The 23,273-nt window shown below is 42.4% G+C and carries 22 protein-coding genes and 1 other annotated feature; of the genes, 1 reads left to right on the forward strand and 21 read right to left on the reverse strand.

Features of this window, described 5'->3' with window-relative positions; genetic code table 11:
• Positions 1–12 precede the first annotated feature (12 nt).
• The 6 genes from mraY to LFYK43_RS02035 form a co-directional block, all read right to left on the reverse strand.
• Entirely contained in the window at positions 13–975 is a 963-nt protein-coding gene (gene mraY / locus LFYK43_RS02010; protein WP_124974914.1) for a phospho-N-acetylmuramoyl-pentapeptide-transferase, read from the reverse strand.
• A gap of 27 nt (positions 976–1,002) precedes the next feature.
• A complete protein-coding gene (locus LFYK43_RS02015) occupies positions 1,003–3,159 on the reverse strand; it encodes a penicillin-binding transpeptidase domain-containing protein (protein WP_124974916.1) in 2,157 nt (718 codons plus the stop codon).
• Complete coding sequence (ftsL, locus tag LFYK43_RS02020; protein ID WP_124974918.1) at positions 3,156–3,521, reverse strand: cell division protein FtsL; 366 nt, start codon at positions 3,519–3,521, stop codon at positions 3,156–3,158. Before ftsL ends, LFYK43_RS02015 begins: the two co-directional genes overlap by 4 nt.
• A 28-nt stretch (positions 3,522–3,549) precedes the next feature.
• Positions 3,550–4,503: a 16S rRNA (cytosine(1402)-N(4))-methyltransferase RsmH gene (gene rsmH / locus LFYK43_RS02025; RefSeq protein ID WP_124974920.1), complete on the reverse strand. Its 954-nt coding sequence runs from the start codon at positions 4,501–4,503 to the stop codon at positions 3,550–3,552.
• 38 nt (positions 4,504–4,541) lie between these two features.
• A complete protein-coding gene (mraZ, locus tag LFYK43_RS02030) occupies positions 4,542–4,973 on the reverse strand; it encodes a division/cell wall cluster transcriptional repressor MraZ (protein WP_124974922.1) in 432 nt (143 codons plus the stop codon).
• 230 nt (positions 4,974–5,203) lie between these two features.
• Complete coding sequence (locus LFYK43_RS02035; RefSeq protein WP_124974924.1) at positions 5,204–5,575, reverse strand: DUF3397 family protein; 372 nt, start codon at positions 5,573–5,575, stop codon at positions 5,204–5,206.
• A 202-nt stretch (positions 5,576–5,777) separates the two neighbouring features.
• On the opposite strand from LFYK43_RS02035, the gene LFYK43_RS02040 reads away from it, so the two are divergent.
• Positions 5,778–5,900, forward strand: coding sequence for a DUF4044 domain-containing protein (locus LFYK43_RS02040; protein WP_124974926.1), 123 nt, complete (start codon positions 5,778–5,780; stop codon positions 5,898–5,900).
• A 40-nt stretch (positions 5,901–5,940) separates the two neighbouring features.
• Here the strand turns inward: LFYK43_RS02040 and LFYK43_RS02045 are convergent, their stop codons facing one another.
• The 15 genes from LFYK43_RS02045 to LFYK43_RS02115 form a co-directional block, all read right to left on the reverse strand.
• The gene (locus LFYK43_RS02045) at positions 5,941–6,876 is read right to left on the reverse strand and encodes an alpha/beta hydrolase (RefSeq protein WP_124974928.1); all 936 of its coding nucleotides are present in this window, start codon (positions 6,874–6,876) and stop codon (positions 5,941–5,943) included.
• Positions 6,877–6,957: 81 nt separating this feature from the next.
• Positions 6,958–8,421: a cardiolipin synthase gene (gene cls / locus LFYK43_RS02050; protein WP_124974930.1), complete on the reverse strand. Its 1,464-nt coding sequence runs from the start codon at positions 8,419–8,421 to the stop codon at positions 6,958–6,960.
• Between the two features lie 189 nt (positions 8,422–8,610).
• Complete coding sequence (gene minD, locus LFYK43_RS02055) at positions 8,611–9,420, reverse strand: septum site-determining protein MinD (RefSeq protein WP_124974932.1); 810 nt, start codon at positions 9,418–9,420, stop codon at positions 8,611–8,613.
• Position 9,421: 1 nt separating this feature from the next.
• Positions 9,422–10,099, reverse strand: a complete 678-nt coding sequence (locus tag LFYK43_RS02060; protein WP_124974934.1) for a septum site-determining protein MinC — start codon at positions 10,097–10,099, stop codon at positions 9,422–9,424.
• A 15-nt stretch (positions 10,100–10,114) separates the two neighbouring features.
• Positions 10,115–10,627 (reverse strand): rod shape-determining protein MreD, encoded by a 513-nt coding sequence (gene mreD, locus LFYK43_RS02065; protein WP_124974936.1) that lies wholly within the window; start codon positions 10,625–10,627, stop codon positions 10,115–10,117.
• Positions 10,628–10,639: 12 nt separating this feature from the next.
• A complete protein-coding gene (mreC, locus tag LFYK43_RS02070) occupies positions 10,640–11,491 on the reverse strand; it encodes a rod shape-determining protein MreC (protein ID WP_124974938.1) in 852 nt (283 codons plus the stop codon).
• A gap of 140 nt (positions 11,492–11,631) precedes the next feature.
• Positions 11,632–12,636 carry a rod shape-determining protein gene (locus LFYK43_RS02075; RefSeq protein WP_124974940.1) on the reverse strand — a complete coding sequence of 335 codons (1,005 nt, stop codon included), beginning with the start codon at positions 12,634–12,636 and terminating at the stop codon, positions 11,632–11,634.
• A gap of 117 nt (positions 12,637–12,753) precedes the next feature.
• A complete protein-coding gene (locus LFYK43_RS02080; RefSeq protein ID WP_124974942.1) occupies positions 12,754–12,966 on the reverse strand; it encodes a cold-shock protein in 213 nt (70 codons plus the stop codon).
• 192 nt (positions 12,967–13,158) lie between these two features.
• Entirely contained in the window at positions 13,159–13,833 is a 675-nt protein-coding gene (gene radC / locus LFYK43_RS02085) for a RadC family protein (protein ID WP_124974944.1), read from the reverse strand.
• Between the two features lie 47 nt (positions 13,834–13,880).
• Positions 13,881–14,531, reverse strand: coding sequence for an HAD family hydrolase (locus LFYK43_RS02090; RefSeq protein ID WP_124974946.1), 651 nt, complete (start codon positions 14,529–14,531; stop codon positions 13,881–13,883).
• A 38-nt stretch (positions 14,532–14,569) separates the two neighbouring features.
• Complete coding sequence (locus LFYK43_RS02095) at positions 14,570–15,880, reverse strand: bifunctional folylpolyglutamate synthase/dihydrofolate synthase (protein ID WP_124974948.1); 1,311 nt, start codon at positions 15,878–15,880, stop codon at positions 14,570–14,572.
• An 82-nt stretch (positions 15,881–15,962) separates the two neighbouring features.
• Positions 15,963–18,623, reverse strand: a complete 2,661-nt coding sequence (locus tag LFYK43_RS02100; RefSeq protein ID WP_124974950.1) for a valine--tRNA ligase — start codon at positions 18,621–18,623, stop codon at positions 15,963–15,965.
• A gap of 97 nt (positions 18,624–18,720) precedes the next feature.
• Positions 18,721–18,927: a binding site (T-box leader), on the reverse strand.
• A gap of 78 nt (positions 18,928–19,005) precedes the next feature.
• Positions 19,006–20,223: a tRNA uracil 4-sulfurtransferase ThiI gene (gene thiI / locus LFYK43_RS02105; protein WP_124974952.1), complete on the reverse strand. Its 1,218-nt coding sequence runs from the start codon at positions 20,221–20,223 to the stop codon at positions 19,006–19,008.
• A gap of 14 nt (positions 20,224–20,237) precedes the next feature.
• A complete protein-coding gene (locus LFYK43_RS02110) occupies positions 20,238–21,389 on the reverse strand; it encodes a cysteine desulfurase family protein (RefSeq protein WP_124975032.1) in 1,152 nt (383 codons plus the stop codon).
• Between the two features lie 133 nt (positions 21,390–21,522).
• Positions 21,523–23,235 carry a septation ring formation regulator EzrA gene (locus LFYK43_RS02115; protein ID WP_124974954.1) on the reverse strand — a complete coding sequence of 571 codons (1,713 nt, stop codon included), beginning with the start codon at positions 23,233–23,235 and terminating at the stop codon, positions 21,523–21,525.
• Positions 23,236–23,273: the final 38 nt, after the last annotated feature.

Below are 23,273 nucleotides of genomic sequence, written 5' to 3' on the forward strand. Positions count from 1 at the left end.
TACTAAACGTTCTTAAAGAATAAACCATAATGTCACAACTGCCATAATGACGCCAACGAACCAAAAAGTCCAATCAATGCGCCACTCACTCCAGCCGCTCAGCTCAAAGTGATGATGTAATGGGCTCATTTTAAAGATCCTTTTTCCAGTAGTCTTAAATGAAATGACCTGCAAGATGACACTCGCGGTCTCAACTACAAAAATCAAACCAATAAAAAGCAAGGATAATTCGTGGTTCAATAAGATCGAAACGGCAGCTAAAGCCCCGCCCAAGGCAAGTGAACCCATATCGCCCATAAATATTTTGGCCGGTTTTCTGTTAAATAGGAAAAAGCCGCACAAAGCCCCGATCACCGCCAAGCAAAACAGCAAAACATCGTACTGAGCCTGCAAATAAGCGACAATGGCGTAAGCACCAAAAGCGATGATTGATTGGCCTGCAACCAAACCATCGATCCCATCGGTTAAGTTGACAGCATTGGAGAAACCGATCAGCCAAATGAGTACAAATAAACTGTAAAACCAAACTGCATTGATCTCAAAGCCAAAAATTGTTAAAGAAAATTCTAACCCCTCATAGTGGAAAACCAGCAAAAAAATCACACCGCCAATAATTTGACCGAGCAGTTTCTGCCACGCTTTTAAACCTTCATTTTGCTTTTTCAAAAGCTTGATCGAATCGTCAAAAAAGCCTAAGAATCCATACAGCGCTAAGATAAACGCCAAAATCAGCAGAGTTGAGTTAAATTCATGTAAAACTAAGCCGCCAAGCAAGGCGATCACCACGATCACGAGATCAAAAACCAAGCCGCCCATCGTGGGAGTCCCCGATTTTTTTTCGTGCCATTTAGGCCCTTCCTCCCGGATCATTTGTCCAGCCTTTTTCTTATGGGCATAGTTAATAAATAACGGTGTAAAAACGATCGTCAAAACAAAACTGAAAATAATCGTGCCTAATATACTTATTAAATTCACTGTGAGCAACTCCTTTAATTATCTAATTTACTGGTCTTTCAGTTCAACAGTCATCTCTGGAACATTCTTTAGGGCTGTCCCTGCAGCAACGCTTTGCTTGGACCCATACCCTGAGCCGTTAAAGTTAATTTTAAGGCCAACCATTTGACCAAATTTAGCAATATCAGCTCTTGACCAGCCCGATAGATCAGGCATAGTCTGCTCACCATTGGTCAGTAAGATCACTCTTTCGCCCTTGATGACTTGCGACCCGGCAACTTGTGACTGCTTCGTGATCTTGCTGCCGTTTCCGACCACGTTGACTTTCAAACCGCGTTTCTTTAATTTTTCGGCAACCGTCTCAGGATCTTGCTTAGTGAAATCACTGATTTTATAGGAAGAAGCCTTAAAGTCAGTGCTGTCCTCATCTAGAGCTCTTTGCATTAATGGGTTAAAAATCGTGGCAAGCATCTTAGTTGCCGTCCCTTCAGACGAAAAACTGCGTGGCCGTTCGATCGTGACATACAAAATATACTTAGGATCATTGGCCGGGGCAATTCCTGCCACGGAAAAAGTATAATTCATCTCACCGCTCATATAGCCGTTACCTTGCGGGTTGGCGATCTGGGCAGTCCCTGTCTTGACTGCAACGGGATAGTCACTAAGCTTGTAGTCCTGCCCCGTCCCATTTTCATCAGTAACAACTTTTTCCATTAAATTTAAGACCTGCGAGCTAGTAGACTTGCTGATTGGATGACCCACGACCGTTGGTTTCGTTCGATAAACGATTTTGCCGGTGTTAGGATCCTTGATTTTATTGATCAAACGCGGTTTAACCATCTTCCCGCCGTTAGCGATCGCAGAAAAGCCTTGCATCATCTGAAAAGCAGTGACATCAATTCCCTGACCGTATGAAGTATTGGCTTGATCAATTGGATATTTGAAACTGATCGACCCATTGGATTCATCACCTAAACCTGAATCTGTACTCTTTAAGAAACCAAATTTTTTAATGTAACTTCCCCAGCGTTTAGCACCCATTTGCTGCTCTAAGTGAGCCATCCCCACGTTAGAAGAACGGATAAACGCCTGTTGATAGTTGATCGTCCCCCACCCGGCACGATTCCAATCATAAATCGTCTGGTGATTGATTTCAGTCGTTCCGGAATGGTATGTCGCATTCGGGTTAAAATTCCCGCTGTTGATCGCTGCAGCAGTGGTAAAGATCTTCATCGTTGAACCCGGCTCATAAGTATCCTCTAACAAAGTATTACGCCAGATATCAGACAAGCCCTCCCGATTCTGAGGATTAAAAGTCGGTCTTTGCGTTGCGGCAACGATCTCACCGTTTTTTGAATTCATTAAGATCGCACGGATCCCTTGCGGATGATATTTATTTTGCGCATTATCAGTCAAGGTTTCTAAATAAGTCTGCAGCCGCTGATCAAGAGTCGTATAAATATTATCACCATTCTTGACTTTGCGCGTTTTAGCCTTCCGGTTGGTTAAGGTCGTTCCCATACTGTCAAAAGATGATCTTTTGACCCCGTCAGTACCTCTCAGCCATTTCTCAAAGTGTTTTTCTAATCCCATTACACCCATCAAGCGCCCGTCAGTATTTTCTGCCAGCCCTATCAGATGAGAAGCAAATTTACCATTAGGATAGAGGCGCGACTGTGCTGGGATAAATTTAATTCCCGGTAATTTAGAAGCAGCGATCGTCTTTTTAGTTTCCAAGGAGATGTTTTTACCGGCATTTCCCAGTTCAACCTGGTAAAGATCCTTGTTTTGCGGGTGCAAGGCCTGCCAGACTTTTTGATAACTCATATTTAAATTTTTACTCAACAAAGAAGCCGCCTGATGTTTTTTTGAATCAGGCAGGTAGTCGATCTTACCGTTATAAGTTGCCTTTTTAGACAAAACAATATAGATAGAATATGTAGTGGTATCCTCAGCAATAGGCTGCAGGTTAGCATCATAAATCGTCCCACGCTTGGCATTCAGCCGGGTTTTTGCATCATAAAGACGGGTGACCTTCTGCCGAATATCTTCGCCTCCAGCCCGGTGAAAAACTGTGATATAAAAAAAACGCCCCGCGAACAAGCCGAAAATTAAGATAATCACAAAGAAAATGACCCTGCCAAAGTGCTTGCGATTATACTCTATCTTCTTATTGTTCACAGATCGCTTTTGTTTATTATTCATTTTGAAACATTCCTTGTATTTTGCTCGTTCATTGATAAGCCAGCCTTTTTAGCAACAGCATCAAGGCGTGAACGACTTGTCAATTCCCCGACTTCTTGCTTGGTATTTGAATTTTTAGCCTGCATGTTAGTGATTTGCCCATTAATTTTTTGCAGATGAACCTGCGATGAGTTCAAATTAATCGCAGATGCAATCACCAAACATGCTAGAATGCTGACCCAAGCAGAAATTAATACTACCATAGTTTTCTCAATTTTTAAATACGTTCGCTTTTGCGACTGTTTTTTTGGTTGCCTTTCAGGGTTATGTATCGGCCTTTGCAGTGGTTGTGCAGAAAGTTGTTTCGCAGTATTCGAAGCCATGTAATCACATCCTTAATTAAAGTAAATTTTATTCAGAAATTTTTTCGATAACACGTAATTTGGCAGAATGAGCACGATGATTTTGTTCGATTTCTTGTTCTGACGGAACGATCGGCTTTCTAGTGATCAATTTAAATTTAGGTTGGAGTTCAGGCGGGATAACCGGCAACCCACTGGGGAGATCATCAGGCAAGCTTGATTTTTCTTTAAAAAGATTTTTAACTAAGCGGTCTTCTAAAGACTGGAACGTGATCACCGCTATCCTGCCGCCAGGGGCTAATAGTTCCAAGGCTTGTTCTAACGAATCTTCTAGAGCACCAAGTTCATCATTGACCGCAATTCTTAATGCCTGAAAAACCTTTTTAGCTGGATGCCCGCCATGACGTCTGGCTTTAGCTGGGATCCCCTGTTTGATCAGTTCAACCAGCTGCTGGGTCGTTTCGATCGGCAGATTTTCACGTGTCGTTTCGATTCGCCGCGCAATTGATTTAGCATACTTTTCTTCCCCATAACGGGTAAAGATCCTCACCAGCTCTTGATAAGACCACTGATTCACTATTTGCTGTGCGCTCAGAGCTTGTCTTTGGTCCATGCGCATATCCAATGGGGCATCAAGCCGGTAGCTAAACCCTCTATCAGCAACATCGAATTGCGGTGAGGATACACCTAAGTCATACACAATTCCATTGACTGCAGAGATCTTTTCTTTTTGCAAAGCATCCTTCAGCGCACGAAAGTTAGCTTGGATCAATGTCAGCTGGCTATTTGCAATGTAACGTTCAAGCTGGTGTTGGTTGTATTTGATTGCTGTTTCATCCTGATCGAATGAATAAAGCCGTCCGCTTAAACCAAGCTGCGATAAGATCAGACCTGAATGGCCGCCCCCGCCAAGCGTGCAGTCGACGTAAGTTCCATCAGATTTTATCTGCAGTTGTTCAACAGCTTCATTCAAGAGAACTGTTTTATGCTCAAATTCTGCCATCTTTTCCCCTAACTTTCTTGATCAAACACAACTTTTCCTCACAGCCCAAAATCGATCATATTTTCAGCAATCTCGTCAAAGTTTTCTTCAGCACTGTCAGAGAAACTTTGCCACCGTTCTTCAGACCAAATTTCAAAACGGTTAGAAACCCCGACGATCACACACTTTTTGTCCACTCCCGCATGAGAAAGTAAAGATTGGGGGACATTAATTCGGCCTTGTTTATCAAAGTCGCTTTCAGTCGCCGCCGAATAGAAGAAACGGACAAAAGAACGTGCATCTTTTTTGGTTAACGGAAGCTGTTTAAGTTTTTCTTCCAGGGTTTGCCATTCATCTAAGGGATAACCAAACAAACACCCATCTAATCCGCGAGTTAGCACACATTTCTGACCCAACTCATCCCGAAACTTGGCTGGAATTATCAGACGGCCTTTAGTGTCGAGTGAATGTCGATATTCTCCCATAAACAATGGCTGCACCCCCCTTACTGTTATTTAATTTAAATATTACCACATCTCCCCACTTTTAACCACTAAATGGCACAAAAATGACACTTTCTCCACTTTACAGGTAAAAAAAGGTTACTTCTGCCAAACGCAGCCATTTTTTTCTGGTTTCGACATTAGTAACTTATTCTTTAAAATAAAAAAACAGCCTCCGTCTCAGGACGAAAGCTGCTGCAACTATAGATATATTTTTATTAAATCAGATTGCCAACCACTCGGACGAATTGTAGGGCAAGCAAGATCAAATATGCAACCAGTGCTAACATGTCAGCAACGCGCAAGTAGCGCACGAAAAATGCACTGTATATGATGTCGCCTTCAAAAAAAACGTAGGTCAGAGTCATGGCAATACCAAACAATCCCAGAGCAAAAACCAAGAATGGCAAAAGTGATAAGCCCAATAAGTCACTAGATAAGAAATGGAGCGCACAAAAAAGCAGCGGTAAGTTTAAATCAAGAATTTTCAATTGTCGCGGCCATTTTGTTGACGCTAGTTTCTGAGTAACTAATAGCAGAACATTCCAGCCCACTAAAAAAACCAGCCAAAAGATCCAATTTTTAAACATCGAAATACTCCTCTTTCTGGGGACAGAATTTAGCAGCAGCAATTAAACAACTTTCTTACTAGAAATCACTCAGCTAGATTCACAAATTCTAAGACCCGCTGTCACCTAAACGGCAGCAAACTGGAAATTCTACATCCGAGTTTGACATTCTTACAATGAAAAATGTAAGATATACCTAGAAAAAAATAAGGGTGATTTAAGATTGCATAAAAAGAAAAAGCGAACTACTTTTCAAAAAATAACTTTAGTTATTGTCTGGCTGATGCTGATATTCACCGTTGGTGCTGTGATCCTCGGTTCCGTCGGCCCATTCCTAGGCAACTAATTTTAGATCTTCTGCAAGGTGAAAAATTCACCTTGCTTTTTTAATGCCAATAATTAGCAAAAAAACGACTGACCTTTTGCCGATAGGCATCCGGATAATTTTTAAAGGATGCAGCGTGCTTAGTCTTGGGGGTTATCCATATTTTTTTTGGGCCCTGGGTTGCATGATAATTTTGGTAAACCATCTTCGTTGGTACAAAAGTATCGTTTTGACCATGAATAAAGAAAATCGGCAATTTATTTTTACGTAAAGCAGCAACTGAATTACCGTGATAAAAATTATAGCCGACCCGATAACGTGCAACCAGCAAGCTCAAAGGGATCAAAGGATACCGGGGAAAATTAAATTGCTGCTTTAATTGGAAAGCCAGTTCATTTTCAACCGTGTCATAGCCGCAATCTTCAACAATTGCCTTAACTTGTTTGGGCAACTTTAAACCACTCATCATCATGACTGTTGCACCGCCCATGCTGACACCGAACAGCCCGATCTGGGAAGACTGGCCGTTTTTAGCGATCACTCGGTTGACCCAGCGCACATAATCTCGGCTGTCAGGATAACCAAAGGTAACATACCGTCCCGAACTAACTCCACTGCCGCGATCATCTGGCGCCAGCACATTATACCCTAAATTATGAAACATTCTGATATAGCCTGCCATCGTAAAATGGCTGCCTTGATATCCGTGGGCAACAACGATCGTCTTTTTCGTCGCCTTTTGTGCTGGATAGTAGAAGGCAGCGAGTTTTTGCTCGGTATCGACGGCCTTGATCTGCCAGCGGGAAGTCTCTTTTTGCTCTAAAAGCCATTTCTGATCCTGCCCGCTTTGTCCTTTTTCCGCAAGTTCATTTTGGGTCCGCGTCGGATTATCGAAGGCATATGAAACTAAATAATTTGCACCATATCCTAATACTCCAAGAATAACAACGATCAGTAAACCAGTAAAGCCTAAAAATATTTTTTTCTTTTTTGTCATCGTATAATTCCATTCATCTCAAAATTAAAAATGCAGCACCAAAAGCAAAGATCTCTCTTTCTAACTTGGTAGATACTTTGCCTAAAGTATTGGTGAAAGCAACCGCGAAAAGTACTGTTTAAATTTCAGCCACCGTGATTGCTGCTCAAAAAATTCAGGTGTCAGCTTAGTACTCTTCTTTTCATCGTTTTCAAATACTTCCGTCAATTGAACCGCCAATTTGCGATCATAACAAAATGCATTAACTTCAAAGTTTAATTTAAAACTGCGAAAATCTAAATTAGCTGAACCAACGGAAGCCATCTGCCCATCGATGACCATCGTTTTTGCATGCATAAATCCATCCTCATACTGATAAATCTCAACACCTTTACTTAAAAGCTCTTTGGCGTAGTATTGTGTCGCCCGGTAAACGAAGGCATGGTCAGGCATGGAAGGGATCATGATCTTAACTTTAACGCCCGAAAAGGCAGCAACATTCAGCGCCTCCAAAACAGAATCATCGGGGATCAAGTATGGTGTCTGAATGAAAATGTAATCATGAGCATTACTGATCATTTTTAAATATCCCAATTTGATTGCTTCTGTTTCATTATCTGGCCCGGAAGATACGATTTGGATCCCAGTCGAGCCCTGCGCCCGCTGCAAAGGAAAATAACGGTCAGCATATTCGATTGGCGAAGCTTCGGGAGAATTTTTAACTGTCGCATTCCAATCCTGAAAAAACTGTGATTGTAAGGCAACTGCTGCGTTTCCAATAATTCGTAAATGCGTGTCACGCCAATTCCCAAATTTTTTCAAACGGCCCAAGTACTGGTCTCCAATGTTGAAACCGCCAATATAGCCGATTGTTCCATCGATCACCACAATTTTTCTATGGTCGCGGTAGTTTAAACGGGGGCTGTGAAAATACGATTTCTTAGACCCAAAGAACGGTTCTGCCTGACCGCCTAATTCTTCTAAGTGCTTAAAAAAGTGATGTGCTTGCCCGCGTGAACCCATGCTGTCATAAATCACACGAACGTTCACTCCTCTTTTTTGGGCAGCTTCTAACGCGCCTAGTATCTGCGTACCGATCTCGTCACTGTAAAAAGTATAGTACTCAATATGTATGTCATCCTTGGCATTTGCAATATCAGTCAGCAGCTGAGTGAACTTAGTTTGACCATCAGTATAAAAAGTAACTTGATTGTTATCAGTAAATATTGCTTGGTCGGCTTCTAAGAATAAACGGGAAGTCTGCTGTGACTCTCGAGTCAACAGATCATATGGGAGTAATTCTTTTTCATTCCACTGCTCTTTTTGTAGTTCTACCAACTGGTTGATCCCCAGTTTTTCTTGCAGTTTAATGTCAAAGATCCGTTCTTTGGAAATCTTTTTGCCGACGACCAAATAAATCACAAAACCGATGACCGGCAACAAGTTAAGCACCAAAAGCCAAGCCCAAGTCGCAGCGATATCTCTTTTTTCCTTGAAAACTGTTACGACCGCCAAAACCGTATTTGCGAAAATCACTAACCAGAGTATGTTATAAACCCAGCTCACACTTATTCACCATCCACTTTTGATTCAAATATAGAGAAATTATAGCAAAAACCTGCATTAAAGTATAATAAACACAGCCATTATTGAAAATGGTCCGTTCGCTTGATTGGTTAGACCATTCTCTTTTCAAAAGCTGAATCAAAATAAAAAGGCCATTACTGACCTTAAATAACCTAATGAATGCACGTGTTACTTATCTTTTTTAAACCATGCACCAATTTTATGGAAAAACCCAGCTTTTTTAGGTTCTTGCAAAGACATTAGCGGTACTGTTTGACCTTCAAGCCTCCTAGCAATATCGCGATAGCCTTGTGCAGCCGGATTTTTCTCGTACAGGACAATTGGCTCACCGCGGTTAGAAGTAGCGATAACTTGATCTTCATCAAAGACGATCCCTAACAATTCCAGTGCCAAATGGCGCGTGATCTCATCAACGTCCATCATTTCACCGTCATTGATCATATGACGTCTGATCCGATTGATCACTAACATTGGCGGTTTATCTAAATTTTCTTGTTCCAGCAAACCAACAACTCGGTCTGCATCACGAACTGCTGAAATTTCAGGGGTCGAGACGACAATTGCTTCGTCAGCACCTGCTACAGCATTCATAAAGCCCTGTTCGATACCGGCTGGACAGTCTAAAAAGACATAATCAAAATCGTTTTTGAGTTCATTTACGATCACAACAGCTTGTTCCGGAGTTAAAGATGTTTTATCCGCATTTTGTGCTGCTGGAAGTAAGTATAGCTGATCATTAAACCGCTTGTCTTTGATCAAAGCTTGCGGAAGTTTAGCGCGTCCTTCTGCTACATCCACAATATCATAAATGATGCGATTATCTAGTCCCAGCACAACGTCTAAATTGCGCAAACCGATATCTAAATCAACTAAACATACTTTTTTATCCATCAATGCTAACGCCGTACCCAAGTTAGCGGTTGTTGTTGTTTTGCCTACGCCGCCCTTGCCCGACGTCACTACAATTGCTTTGCCCATTCTAAAATCCTCCCGCCTTTACAAATAGCTTTGGCCGAATTGTTTTTAGTTCTTCGATTTTTGTTAACGCCAAAGCATGCAAATCATTAACAAATAAAGCACCTGTCTGGTCCATTTGCTGGATCTTCTGGTCTTCATTTACAATTGCAACCAAGTCAGCGATCCTAAGCTGCTGGGCTTTCTTAATGTTACCAGCGAGTACTGCGCGGGTATTATTTTCATACCCAGCACATAGCGTACCATGCACCGTGCCCATCACAAAAATACTTCCAGTCGCCCGTAAAATTCCGCCTTGATGCAAATTGCCTAGAAAGAGCAGATCTCCATGGAACAACTTATCCTGCCCGTTGCGAATAATATCCCCGTTGACATGCAGTGTAGTACTATCAACGATCTCTTGTGCTTCTTGCCGATCGATGACAGAACTTTGAATTTTATGAATATTGAAACGGGGATAATCAGCAAAAATATTCTCTAATTCTTGCTTTTGTTCAGCTGTATACAGAACTGACTCTGTATTGATGTCAAAAGAATATTTTTGGGTCCGATCTGAACTTTCATCATTGTGCAGTCTCTTCATGAGTTCAGACAGTTCTGCTTTAATATCTGCAAAACTTGCACCTGGATTTAAAATCAGCTCATAACCGCTTTTATGTCCCTTTAAAACAACTGCCTGCATTCCTCCTACACATCCTTACCTAAAAATTTCAAAAAATCGTTTCAAAGGCCAGTACAAAAGTACATAACTGGCAAGATTAAAGGCCAAAGTTGGTCCCAGAGTCCGACCGATAAAGGTCACGATAGAAACCGAAGTAAAACCGATCAGCACATTGACCCAATAAAATAAAGCCGTTAAAACCGTTACATCTATTAAATATATTAATAATACCACAATAAACGAAGGTTTAAAAAACGTTAAAATATTTCGAGTCAGGTAAACCATAAATGGTAAGAGCAAGGTAAAGATACCTAACACCCCGGTAAAATAGAGATCGAACATCAATCCAGCTAAAGCAGCCCAGAGTAATAAATGTTCCACTTCACCATAGCAGATCGCAAGCACTAACCATAACAGGATCAAGCGGCTTTCAACCGCTCTGGTTGGAGAAAAAAAGGAGGACGCGAAAATTTGACTGACAGACCCGTCCAAAAATAAAAATAAAAAGGTCCCAATCGGAAAAAAGTATCTCATTTTTGAAATTCTCATTTCGCAAAACTCCTATTCCACTCTGCGAGCCACAGTCACAACATCTAAATCATTAAAGTCAGCAGCCGGTTTAATATAAATTCTCGCCGGCATCCCTTCATCGTTATCAACGACGCGCACAACTTTTCCGACTAGCAGTCCTTGCGGAGTTATCCCGCCCATTCCAGATGTGATGACCTTTGTTTTCTTAGCAACTTTTACTTTGCTAGTAGTCTGGCCCATAATTAATTGGTTTTTTTCAGCACTATAGCCTGTGATCAAACCATTGACAACCGTCCCATCAGAGGTCGTCAAGCGCACGGCAAACCTATTAGCAGAATCATTAGTTGTCGAAAGCAATTCTACTTTACTATTTGTTTGATTGACCTCGGTCACTCGACCTGCTAACCCGCGTCGGGAAAGAACCGAGTCGTTTTTCTTGACCCCAGCCGCAGCTCCTTTATTGATTACGATTTGATTTTGCCAAGAAGACGGAGTCCGGGTCAAAACTGAAGCATTGATCTTGTTATATGCAGTCAGCGTCTGATTCAGCTTCATCTGCTGCTTAAGATGCTTATTTTCCTGCTTCAATGTCTGATTTTCTACCTTTTGCGAAGCAATGGTATCAACTTCTTTTTTCAACTTGCTATTTTCAGTATAAGTATTGTACAAGTCCTCAATCGATGCAGCAGCATTGCCCACACCTTTTACGGGGCCGCCAACGATTCGATCAACGATCCCTCCTGCTTCATTGCCAATTTTTTGCAAAAATAAAGGTGCATTGCGATTGTTACGTACACTGATCGAAAGTGCGATCAACAAAAAACCGACGATCAAGACGATCATGGTGATCACTAATCTTTTATTAAATGAGAATTTTTGCACACTTCGGCCTCCTCATAATCACTTCATGAACTAGCAAAACACGCGTTGTTAAATTAAACTCTCTTGCACATGATCGATTGCATAAAAATTAAGAGGCTGGAGAAAACTGCTCCAACCTCCAAACAACGTTTTACGCTAATTTAGTTTTTTTTCATAACATCGATGCTCTTCAAAGATTCACCGGTACCAATGGCAACACAGTCTAACGGCTCGGAAGCCACAAAAACCGGCACCTTGGTTGCATCAGAAATCACTTCTGGCAAGTGGCGCAATAAAGCTCCGCCGCCCGTCAAAACGATCCCATGATCGATCACATCAGCAGCAATTTCAGGTGAAGTTTCTTCCAATGTTTCTTTGATCGCTGTGATAATTTCTTGGATGACTTCCTGAATTGCCTCAGCCACAGCTTTAGCTTCAATCTCAATTGTTTTAGGCAAGCCGGTAACTAAGTCACGGCCGCGAATTGTCTGCGAATCCAGATCTTTAGCTGCTTCAACTGATGCAGATGCAACATCGATCTTAAGCTGTTCAGCCGTACGTTCACCAATCAAGAGATTGTAGTTTTTCCGGACAAAGTAGACGATTGCTTCATCAAGCCGATCACCAGCCATGCGGATCGAACGGCTAGAAACGATCCCGCCCAGTGAAATTGTCGCAACATCAGTAGTACCGCCACCGATATCAACGACCATGCTTCCTGTTGGATCCATCACAGGCAGCCCTGCACCGATCGCAGCAGCGAATGGCTCTTCGATCACGTAGGCATCCTTTGCGCCAGCGACACGTGTTGCATCGATCACTGCACGCTTTTCAACTTCTGTAACACCGCTTGGGACACAAACCATCACGTAAGGACGGCCGCCGCGTTTACCCAGGGCTTTTTCAATGTAATATTTCATCATCGCTGCAGTTGTATCGTAATCAGCGATCACACCGTCTTTCATTGGACGAATCGCAACTATACTAGCAGGCGTCCGCCCAATCATGTCACGTGCTTCCGAACCAACTGAAACAATTTCGCCGGATTTTGTGTTCTTCGCTACAACTGACGGTTCACGCAATACGATCCCTTTGCCTTCAGCATAAACGATCGTATTAGCAGTTCCGAGGTCGATCCCGATATTTTTTGTTCCCATTCCGAACACTGTCTTCCATCCCTTCACAATTCAATTTATAGTTAATTTTTTTCGGATAATACTAAAATTATAACACAGGCGCTGAATAAACTTAGTAAGACTTTCTTAAGAAAAAATCAAATCAGCTCAGCGGTCGGATAAAATCCGTACGTCACACGCTTGCGGCCCTCTGATCCCTTCGACAGAAACAAAACTTACCTCTTGTCCAGCTTCTAACACTTTATATCCTGGAGTCAGGATCGCAGAAAAATGAACAAAGAAATCTTCTCCGCCATCGTCGGGGATAATAAAACCGTAGCCTTTATCTTTATTAAATGAACGAACTTTTCCCGTTAACATTTTGTATTCCTTTCAATACTTGTACTTTTGCAAGTTTACCACATTTTATAACCTTCCACAACATTTGGTGAGTTAGAACTAAAGTCATTAGTTTTGCTTTACCAAGATTTAAGCAGACAAAAGCCCCGGTTGTTGGTCGAACAATCGGAGCTTTTGATCAATCTTTTAAGTTTTACGAGTGTTAATGCCCGTTTAAGCGATGATCTCCTCTTCACGCATGCTTAAGTAAGCAGTATCCCCCACGATGATATGGTCCAATAACGTGATCCCGATCATTTCGCCGCAAGAAACCAGCCGCTTGGTTAAAGCAATATCATTTTGCGAGGGGGTCACATTACCGCTTGGATGATTATGCACGACCATAAAACGAGCTGCGCTGCATTTGACTGCTTCCTTAAAAATCTCTCGTGGATGGACCGTGGCAGAATTAAGTGTTCCTTTAAAAATATTTTTTTGCAGCATCACTTGGTTCTTAGTGTCTAAATAGATTCCCACTAAAAGTTCTTGTTTGGCAGAACCGTACATCTTAGACATATATTCGCCAATTTTTTTGCTAGAATAGACCGTTCCTAAAGGCAAACAAGGACGCCGTTCAAAACGCTGTGAAAATTCACTTAAGACTTCAAAAAACCATTGCTTGTTTTCTCCCGGCAGCAGCTGACGAAACTCAGCTTCAGTGAGATACTGCATTTGTTTGAGATCTTCATATTCACTAAAAAAATTCCCAGTGATCTTAGCAGCGTCCCTTTTTGAAAAAGCACTGCAGCAAACACAATACAATAATTCCCTGTCGGTCAAATCTTGCGGTCCATATTCTTTGATCTGTTCCGTTAAATAATCTAAATCTAGGGCATTGATCAATGTCATTTTTATCACTCCTCTTTTATATATACGCAAAAGAGAAGCAATTCTTTTTAATAAAAAATATTTTTTATTTCATTTAAATCTTGAAAGATCCCCACGCAATTAGCTTGGTCATAATCAGTTGGCCCGATCAGATCAGGAACCATGGCGACCGGCAAAACAGCCCGGTTAGCGGCGACGATCCCATTATGAGAATCCTCGATCACCAAAGTTTGTTCTTTAACGGGCTGACCGCTCTTTTCCCATGCCTGCAAGAAAATTTCCGGCGAAGGCTTGGCCTGGCTCACATCATCGGCGGAAATTATTCGAGCAAAGCCGAGTTCTTGGTGTGCATTTTGCAAATAGTGATCTATTTGCTGACGGTCATTACTAGAAGCCAAAACATATGGGACCTGATGCTCCTGTAGATACGCGGACAAAGCAAGAAAACCTGGTTTGAGCTCCATCTTTCCCTGCGCTACCAAAGTATCGATCAAACCGAAGCTGCGTTCCATAAAGGCAGAGATCAGTCCAGCATCGCCAAAATCTGCGGTCATCGCCTGCATCATATACTCATTACCGGCACCGATGAATCTGCGGTAGTAGTCTAATGAATAGCTCATTTTTAATTCATCGGCCGCCATTTTATTAGCTGTAAAATACAGTTTTTCGGAGTCAAAAACAACTCCATCCATATCAAAGATCACTAATTTAGGTTCCACATCAATTCTCCTTATCTCATCTAGATCCTAGCTTGGGTTTATTGAAAATACTGGCGAACCTCTGCCGCAAAATACAATGAGCCAGAGATCAAAAGCAGATCTTCGGCAGACATCTCCGACAAAGCTGCACCCAAAGCTTCATTCCATTTGTCGATCACCTGTAATTCAGGATACTTGGCAGAAAGTTCATCCAAAGGAAAACTGTCTCTTGGAGCATTAAATGACGTTAAAATCAACGTCACATTAGGCAGCTTTTGCATGATTTGAATCATCTGCTCGTATTGCTTATCCTGTAAGATCGCAAGTATCAAATAAACATGCGCCTGGGAAAATTTTTCCCTTAGTGTTTGCGCTAACTGTTGGATCGCCGCCGGATTATGGGCACCATCAATGACGATCAAAGGTTCTGAGTTGATTTTCTCAAATCTCGCTGGCCAGACAGTTTTCTCCAATACTTTGGCAGTTTGCCCCAAGTTAACCGTCCGCTTAATTTTTTGCATCAAAACAGCAAAACTGGTCAAAGCCACGGCAGCATTGTCCCTTTGGTATGCCCCAACCAAGCTGACCTTAACATCTTTGATCGTCTTAGTTTTAAAGCGGTAGTCAAACACTTCACCCCAGAAGTTTCTGCTTAATTTAGGTTTGGTAAAAAATTCTTGTCCAAGCAAATACAAGTCAGCGCCGTTTTCTTGACTTTTTTGCCGAATGACATTTAAAGCGCCGTCTGGCAAATGACCGCAAACCACTGGGATCTTGTCCTTAATAATTCCAGCTTTATGAGCAGCGATCTCTTCTATTGTGTTTCCCAAGAGCTGCATGTGGTCTAAGCCAACACTAGTAATAACTGACAGGAGCGGAGTAATAATATTGGTCGAATCGTTTAAACCGCCGATCCCGACTTCGACGAGTACAAAATCTGGAGTATGCCGGCTAAAATAAAGCAGCATCATCGCAGTCACAACTTCAAATTCCGTTGGCCCGCCTCCAAAATCAGCAAACTCACGGTCTACTTGGGCAATTAGCGGAACCAGTTCAACCACCAGCTCCGTGATCTCATCGTCACTGATCATCTGACCATTGACTGAGATCCGCTCGTTAAACTTAACGATAAAAGGCGAAGTAAAAGTTCCAACCTGATAACCCTCCGCCATCAACAAGTCGCGCAAAAAAGCCGTGACTGAACCTTTCCCATTTGTTCCGGTAATGTGAACAAAAGACAGCTTTTTTTCAGGTTCACCAAGTAATTCAGCTAAGCGGCGCATCCGTTTCAAGGTCGGAGCTTTGGCAAACTTACGCCGGCCATGAACAAAAGCTAATGCTTCTGAGTAATTTCTTATTTTTTCTTGCATCTATTCACAAAACCTCATATTTTTGCTTGTTGCATGAATTTAAAAAACAAGAAAAGCACGACTGCTTTTCTTGTTTTTGAACTTACAGTTCTTTTTTGACTTCTGCAATTCGTGTCTGAGTAGCAGTTAGTTTTTCCCGGTAGGCAGCCAATTTTTCATTTTCCTTTGCGATCACGGCTTCGGGCGCATGAGCCACAAACCCCTGATTGCTGAGCTTCTTCTCACCCCGCGCTACTTCGGCGGTCAATTTTTCTTCTTCCTTGGTTAATCTTTGTACTTCTTGGTTTAAATCAACCAACCCAGCTAATGGAATATAAACTTCTGCACCAGTTATCACAGCTGTCATAGCTAATGTCGGCGCATCAAGGTCAGGCGCGATCTCCAGTTTTTCCGGGTGGCAGAACCGTTCGATGTAATCCTGATTAGCTTGAAAGATCTGCTTGGTTTCTGGGATCGTTGTTTTGATTGAAATATCGATCGGAGAAGAAAGAGGAGCATTGGCATCCGCACGAATGTTGCGGACAGCTTTGATCAATTCGATCAAATTCTCCATTCCTTTTTCTGCAGCCTGATCATTGAATGCATCTTGCTCAGTTGGGTAAGCAGCTGTGACCAATGACTGGCCGTCATGCGGCATAGCTAACCAGATTTCTTCTGTAACAAAAGGCATGATCGGGTGCAGTAAACGCAAGGTCTGATCTAAGACATAGCAAAGGATATTTTGCGTGTTTTGCTTGCGAGACTGATCTTTACCATAGAAATCTTCCTTGGCCATTTCAATATACCAATCGCATAAATCATTCCAAATAAAGTTATACAAGGCACGGCCAGCTTCACCGAATTCGAAGGAATCAAAGAGCCGAGTCACTTCACCAATAGTGCTGTTCAACCGGCTTAAGATCCATTTGTCGGCTAACTGCCACTCTTTTTTCTCAGGCAGTTCGGGTTTGATGCCCTCATCAAAGTTCATAATGGCAAAACGACTGGCATTCCAGATCTTATTGATGAAATTCCAAGCAGAATCCATCTTTTTATATGAGAAACGAACGTCTTGCCCTGGTGTCGAGCCTGTAGCTAAGAACCAGCGCAGTGCATCAGCGCCATATTTTTCAATGACGTCCATTGGATCGATCCCATTGCCTAAAGATTTGCTCATCTTTCTGCCAGATTCATCTCTGATCAAGCCATGGATCAAAACATTCTGGAATGGCCTTCTGCCAGTAAATTCCTTACTCTGGAAAATCATCCTTGAAACCCAGAAGAAGATGATATCATAGCCGGTCACTAAGGTATTTGTTGGGAAATAACGTTTAAAATCAGGTGCTTCTTCATTTGGCCAGCCCATCGTTGAAAATGGCCAAAGAGCACTTGAAAACCATGTATCCAAGACATCAGGATCTTGTTCCCAGTTCTCAATATCTGACGGTGCTTCTTCGCCAACATAGATCTCGCCTGTTTCTTTATGGTACCAGGCCGGGATCTGATGGCCCCACCACAGCTGACGGGAGATCACCCAATCATGAACATTCTCCATCCATTGAGTAAAGGTGTTCTCAAAGCGGCCAGGCACAAAGTTGACCCGATCTTCAGTTTCCTGATTCTTCAAGGCAGCTTCTGCTAATGGTTTCATCTTGACGAACCACTGGGTCGAAAGACGTGCTTCGACTTGAACCCCGGTCCGTTCTGAGTGACCAACACTGTGGACGATCGGCTCTTTAGACAGGAGGTAGCCCTGTTCTTCCAAATCTGCCACAATTGCTTCGCGCGCTTCGAAACGATCCATCCCAGCATATTTGCCGGCTTTCTCGTTCATCGTAGCATCATCATTCATAGTGTTGATCCGTTCTAAGTTATGGCGATTGCCAACTTCAAAGTCATTAGGGTCATGGGCAGGTGTGATTTTAACCATCCCAGTCCCGAATTCAGGGTCAACATACTGATCAGCAATGATCTCCAAGTGTCGTCCCTGCAACGGTAAGATCACCTGTTTGCCCACAATTTCCTTGTAGCGCTCATCAGAAGGGTTAACTGCAATGGCAACATCACCCAGCATAGTTTCTGGACGCGTTGTGGCAATTTCAATGTAATCTTTGCCCTGAAATTGACTGCCATCAGCGAAAGGATACTTGACATGATAAAAAGCACCCTTATCATCTTGGTGGATCACTTCAATATCTGATAAAGCTGTCCGGGCTTTCGGATCCCAGTTGATGATGTATTCACCGCGATAAATTAATCCTTTTTCATATAAGGCCACAAAAACCTTGCGGACCGCCTGAGAAAGGCCCTCATCAAAAGTAAACCGTTCACGGCTATAGTCAAGAGAAAGGCCAAGCTTTGCCCATTGTTGTTTAATGATCGAAGCATATTCGTCTTTCCATTCCCAGACCTTATCCACAAACTTTTCTCGTCCTAGATCATAGCGTGAAACACCTTGTTCTGCCAAACGTGCTTCCACTTTGGCTTGGGTTGCAATTCCGGCATGGTCCATGCCAGGCAGCCATAAAGTATCATACCCCTGCATTCTTTTCTGGCGCACGATCATATCTTGTAAAGTAGTATCCCAAGCATGACCCAAATGCAGTTTACCCGTCACATTTGGAGGTGGGATCACAACTGAATACGGTTTAGCATTATGATCACCGCTTGGTTTAAAAAGATCTTTTTCCAGCCATTCATTGTAACGGCCATGTTCAACAGCAGTTGGATCATATTTAGTAGACATTTCAATATCTTTACTCATAAAAATCACCCTTCCTAAATTTTCTGATTACCAAGAGCATAAACCTGCAAATTAGACAGCTGCATAGTGGATAAAAAAAAACACCATCATCCTAAAACAATAGGACGACAGTGCCGTGGTACCACCTAAATTGGGACTTTTACCCCCGCTTAATTCTTAGTTAACGGTTAAAAAAACCGGCTGCCCCTACTTTTTTTCAAGGCAACAGCTAACAAGCTACTATCAACCGACCGCTGAAATGTTGCACCACCCATTTCTCTCTGTGAAGCGGCAACCGGTTAAACCTCTTGGTCAAAGCTTTATGGAGATAATTTTAACCTTGTGTCAAGCATTCGTCAAGCACCATTCGGTTAATTTCCACCCGTTCTAAAATCAGGCAGGTTTAGAGGAGTTCCGCAAATGACTCTTCTTGTGAATTCAAGAAATGATCATCACTGCTGATCTCAGTGATTTTGATCCCCTCCAAAGCACGACTGATCAAACCATCAACATCGAGTTTGCTTTCGTAATCACGCGCACGATCAATTCTTGGTTTAGTCTTAGGGGCAGTTGGCGCAAAAACGGTACAGCAATCTTCGTATGGTTTGATCGAAAGCTCAAAAGTATCGATTTCTTCAGCGATCTTAATGATATCATTTTTATCCATTGAAACTACTGGCCGTAAAACCGGCATCGAAGTCACATCATTGATGGCTGCCATGCTCTCCATCGTCTGAGAAGCAACCTGGCCAAGAGACTCACCGTTAAAAACTGCCAAAGCCTTACGTTTGCTGGCGATCTGTTCACATAAACGCAGCATAAAGCGGCGCTGGATCGTCATCAGATAACTAGCCGGCACATCACGTTTAACAGTTTCCTGGATCTCCGTAAATGGAACTTGAATAAACTTGATCTTACCAACGTACGGAGCGAGTTTAGCTGTCAGGTCCTTGGCTTTGTTCAAGGCTTGTTCACTAGTATATGGCGGACTGAAAAAGTGCACCATTTCCAGATCGACCCCGCGTTTTAAAGCAAGATACCCTGCCACGGGGGAGTCGATCCCGCCTGAAAGCATTAATAATCCTTTGCCGGCAGTTCCCACTGGCAAGCCGCCAGCACCAGGGATCTGTTCATAAGATAAAAAGATCCCATCCAAACGGACCTCGACTCTTAATGTGACAGTCGGTTGTTTCATTTGAACCTTGATTTCTGGAAAGTTTTCAAGGATCACTCCTCCCAACATATCATTTATTTCGTTGGTATCATATTCAAAATTATGGTCTGAGCGGCGTGTGTTGATCTTGAAAGTCATCCCAGCGCGATAAATTTCCTGAAAAATTGCTACAGCCGTTTTTTTGACTTCTTCGAGGTCACGTGCCACTTTAATGCTCGGCGCAAAATTTTGGATCCCAAAAACTTTACCTAGCCGTTCAGCAACTTGCTGGTAGTCAGCCCCGTTTAGCTGGATGTGCATCCGGTCACGGTGAGCCTTGATCTCGAGCTGTGAAAAGCCTGCCAGGGCATTCCGAGTATTCGTGCCCAGGCGATCAATAAAACTGCGGCGATTTTTACCCTTCGTTGATAACTCACCGTAGCGAACCATTATTTCTGTATACTGCATTTCATTTTTCCCTTCTATTTAACAAAAACCTTTGCAAACCGTGCGTAGATCTGATCAAATGCCTGGTTGAACTTGTCAGCTTCTGCTAGCGTATTGTTTTCATCTAAACTAACTCGCACCGCTGAGGTCGCAATTTTTTCAACGATACCCATTGCATTTAATGTACCTGAAACCGTCCCTTTTTTAGAGGAACAAGCACTGGTGGTAGAAATATAAATTCCCTTCTCTTCAAAAGCGTGGACGATCGTTTCGCCGCGGACACCGCCGATCGCAAAACATAAGATATGCGGCGAAGAAGCTGCACCCAACTCTGAGAAGACTGTTACATTTTCCTCTTGGACAATATGGTCATAGATCCTTCGTTTGATTTCTCGTTCTTTGCTGACATTTTGTTCTTCATTTTCTAAGAGCAAGCGCAAAGCCTTGCTCATCCCAGCAATAGCCGGCAAATTTTCAGTTCCGCTGCGCTGATTTTTTTCCTGGCCGCCGCCAGCCATCAGCGGAGCCAACATCCGACCGGCTTTTTTATAAATAAAACCGATCCCGCGCGGTGCATGAAATTTATGTCCTGAAAATGTTAAGAAATCGATCCGCTCCAACTTTAAAAGCTCGCCAATGCCCTTACCGATCCCCTGCACAGCATCAACATGAAAATGAACACTAGGATGTTTTTCCAGAATGTCAGCAATTTCGGCTAAGGGCTGCACTGAACCAACTTCATTGTTGATGGCCATTACGGAAACTAAGATCGTGTCTGACCGCAACGCCTTGCGCAAATCTTCTGGTTGTACTTGACCGTGGACATCAACCGGTAAATAAGTGACTTCAAAACCCAATTCTTCCAATTGCTTCATTGAATTTAAAACAGCTGGATGTTCGATGGCTGAAGTGATTATATGTTTGCCAAAAGTCCGCTTGGCAAAGGCGGTCCCCTTGATCACCCAGTTGTCGCCCTCAGTTCCTCCACTTGTAAAAAAGATTTCGTGGGGGGCACAGCCTAGCAGTCCAGCAATCTGCCGGCGTGACTGTTCCAATAAATTATCTGCCGTTTCTCCCAGCGCATGCAAAGATGAAGGATTGCCCCAAATCTGTTCACTCACTGTCTGGTATGTTTTTAAAACTTGCGGTGCAACTTTTGTCGTTGCACTATTATCAAAATATATCATCATTTCATCCTTCTAACTTTTTTCTTACTTATTGTAACCACTCGCCATCTTAAAGACAAGCCTTTCCGCCCAAAATAAAACAAAGCGCCAATTTAGTGTGCGCTTTGTTCTTTTAACCGACATTTTAAAAAACTTAAATCGCCATGGACTCTTTATCGGACTGAAATTGTTCGGAGATCCGTTGAAATGCTCCCGGCTCAACTGTATCAACAGCCTGCGAAATGGTATCTAAGGCAGCGACATAATTGTAATCATGCTGAAATTCACTGAGAGCTTGTTGATAAGCTTGTTCCACCTCAGGATATCTGTTACGGTAGCGATTTGAATACTGCAAAAGCCGTTCCGCAAGCTTGGAACTGTCTTCTATCTCTGTCGTTTTATGATCCAAAACATCTAAGTCTGATTGAGTGTTGATCAAAGTTTTAGTGATCACAGCCATATCGATCTTCATCTTATTCAAATCAGCATCCAGCGTCTCAATTTCCTGACTGACTTTAAAGAAATACTCTAAATAGTTATCTGGTAAACCTGGTAAATTTAACTTTTCCAGCTCACGTTTCATTCTGTGGATCTCAGTATCAAATGTTTCAACGGCAGTTAAAGCATCTTGTTCTTCTTTCCACAGCCCTGAAATACTTTGGTTGATTTTTTGCTGTTCTTCCTCAGTCTCAGTCAGTGTTTGTTCGTCTTGTTCAACTTGAGCAAGCGCTTTTGAGTAAACCAAGCCGGTGCTTTGTTCGATCGCATGATCGATATGTTCAAAATTATCTTGGATCTTCTTTAATGTTTGTTCCAAAGCAGCTGAACGTTCCTCTTCCTGCTCGTTAAATGTATAATTTTGCCCTAAACGGTCCAACTCGATTGCCAGCTCTTTTTGCTGTGTTTGTGCATGCTGTAAGAACTTGCCAAAAACTGCTAATTTTTGTGACAACTGCTGTGCTGCTGTGTACTCTAACTCGATTGCAGCATAGATCTGATCGATCTCTTGAATGATCTGAGCGTCTAGCTCTTGAGCAGCATCTAATTTCAGGCGTTTTAAGTTCTCCTCATTTTCTTGAACTTGCGAATTAAGCCGCTCCACCTTAGCACCCAGATCTTCACTAAATAAGCAATTAGACTCCTTCATCTGCTGCAAACCAGCTTTCAATTCAGCTAACTGCTCAGGAAAGACGTTGTTTAAATTTTTAAATAATGGTGGAACTTGGCTCACGGCATCTTCCAAGTCATTCATATCAGCTTTTAATTGATTTAAAGGTTCTTCCGAACTAACATAGTCGCCGCTTTCTGAAAGTTTAGTGTAATTCGCGAAATCAGCCTCAATGTCAGCAGATTTTTCTTCTAATTGATCAATGCTTGGGCCAAAAGAGAAATTTTTGGACAGTAAAGTAGAGCGCAGTCCCTGATACTTATACTGCAGGCGCTTCAATTCGCCTTCATGCTGTCTAGTGCTTTCCTCGATCCCAGATAACTTGGATTGCAATTCATTGTAGTGCTGCTGCGCCCCAGCCGTCTTATTTTGCAAGATTTTTAATTCACGCGACAGGCGAAAAAATTGGTAATGCCCTAAAGCATCTTCCAAATCAGTGATCCGTTCCGACAATTCAGGCAGTTCCCGGTTTTTTAAGTAATGGTAACCCTTATCCAAGGTCTCGAATTCACTCAAGCTTTCACCTGAAAGGTTAAGCTGACTGATTTCAGCCAACTTGCTGTCCAAGGAATGCTTGGCTATTTTTTCAACATTAGTTTTTTCCTGTCCAAGTCTTTCGCTGTAGCTTCGTTGAAAATACAACACAGCGAGATAGCCTACCACTGCGACGACTACGATCGCGATTAGAAAGATTACCATGAAATCCCACCCTTTTATAGTACTTTCGATTTTATAAC

Origin of the sequence: Ligilactobacillus salitolerans, from assembly GCF_003864415.1 — a bacterium.
Taxonomy (GTDB): domain Bacteria; phylum Bacillota; class Bacilli; order Lactobacillales; family Lactobacillaceae; genus Ligilactobacillus; species Ligilactobacillus salitolerans.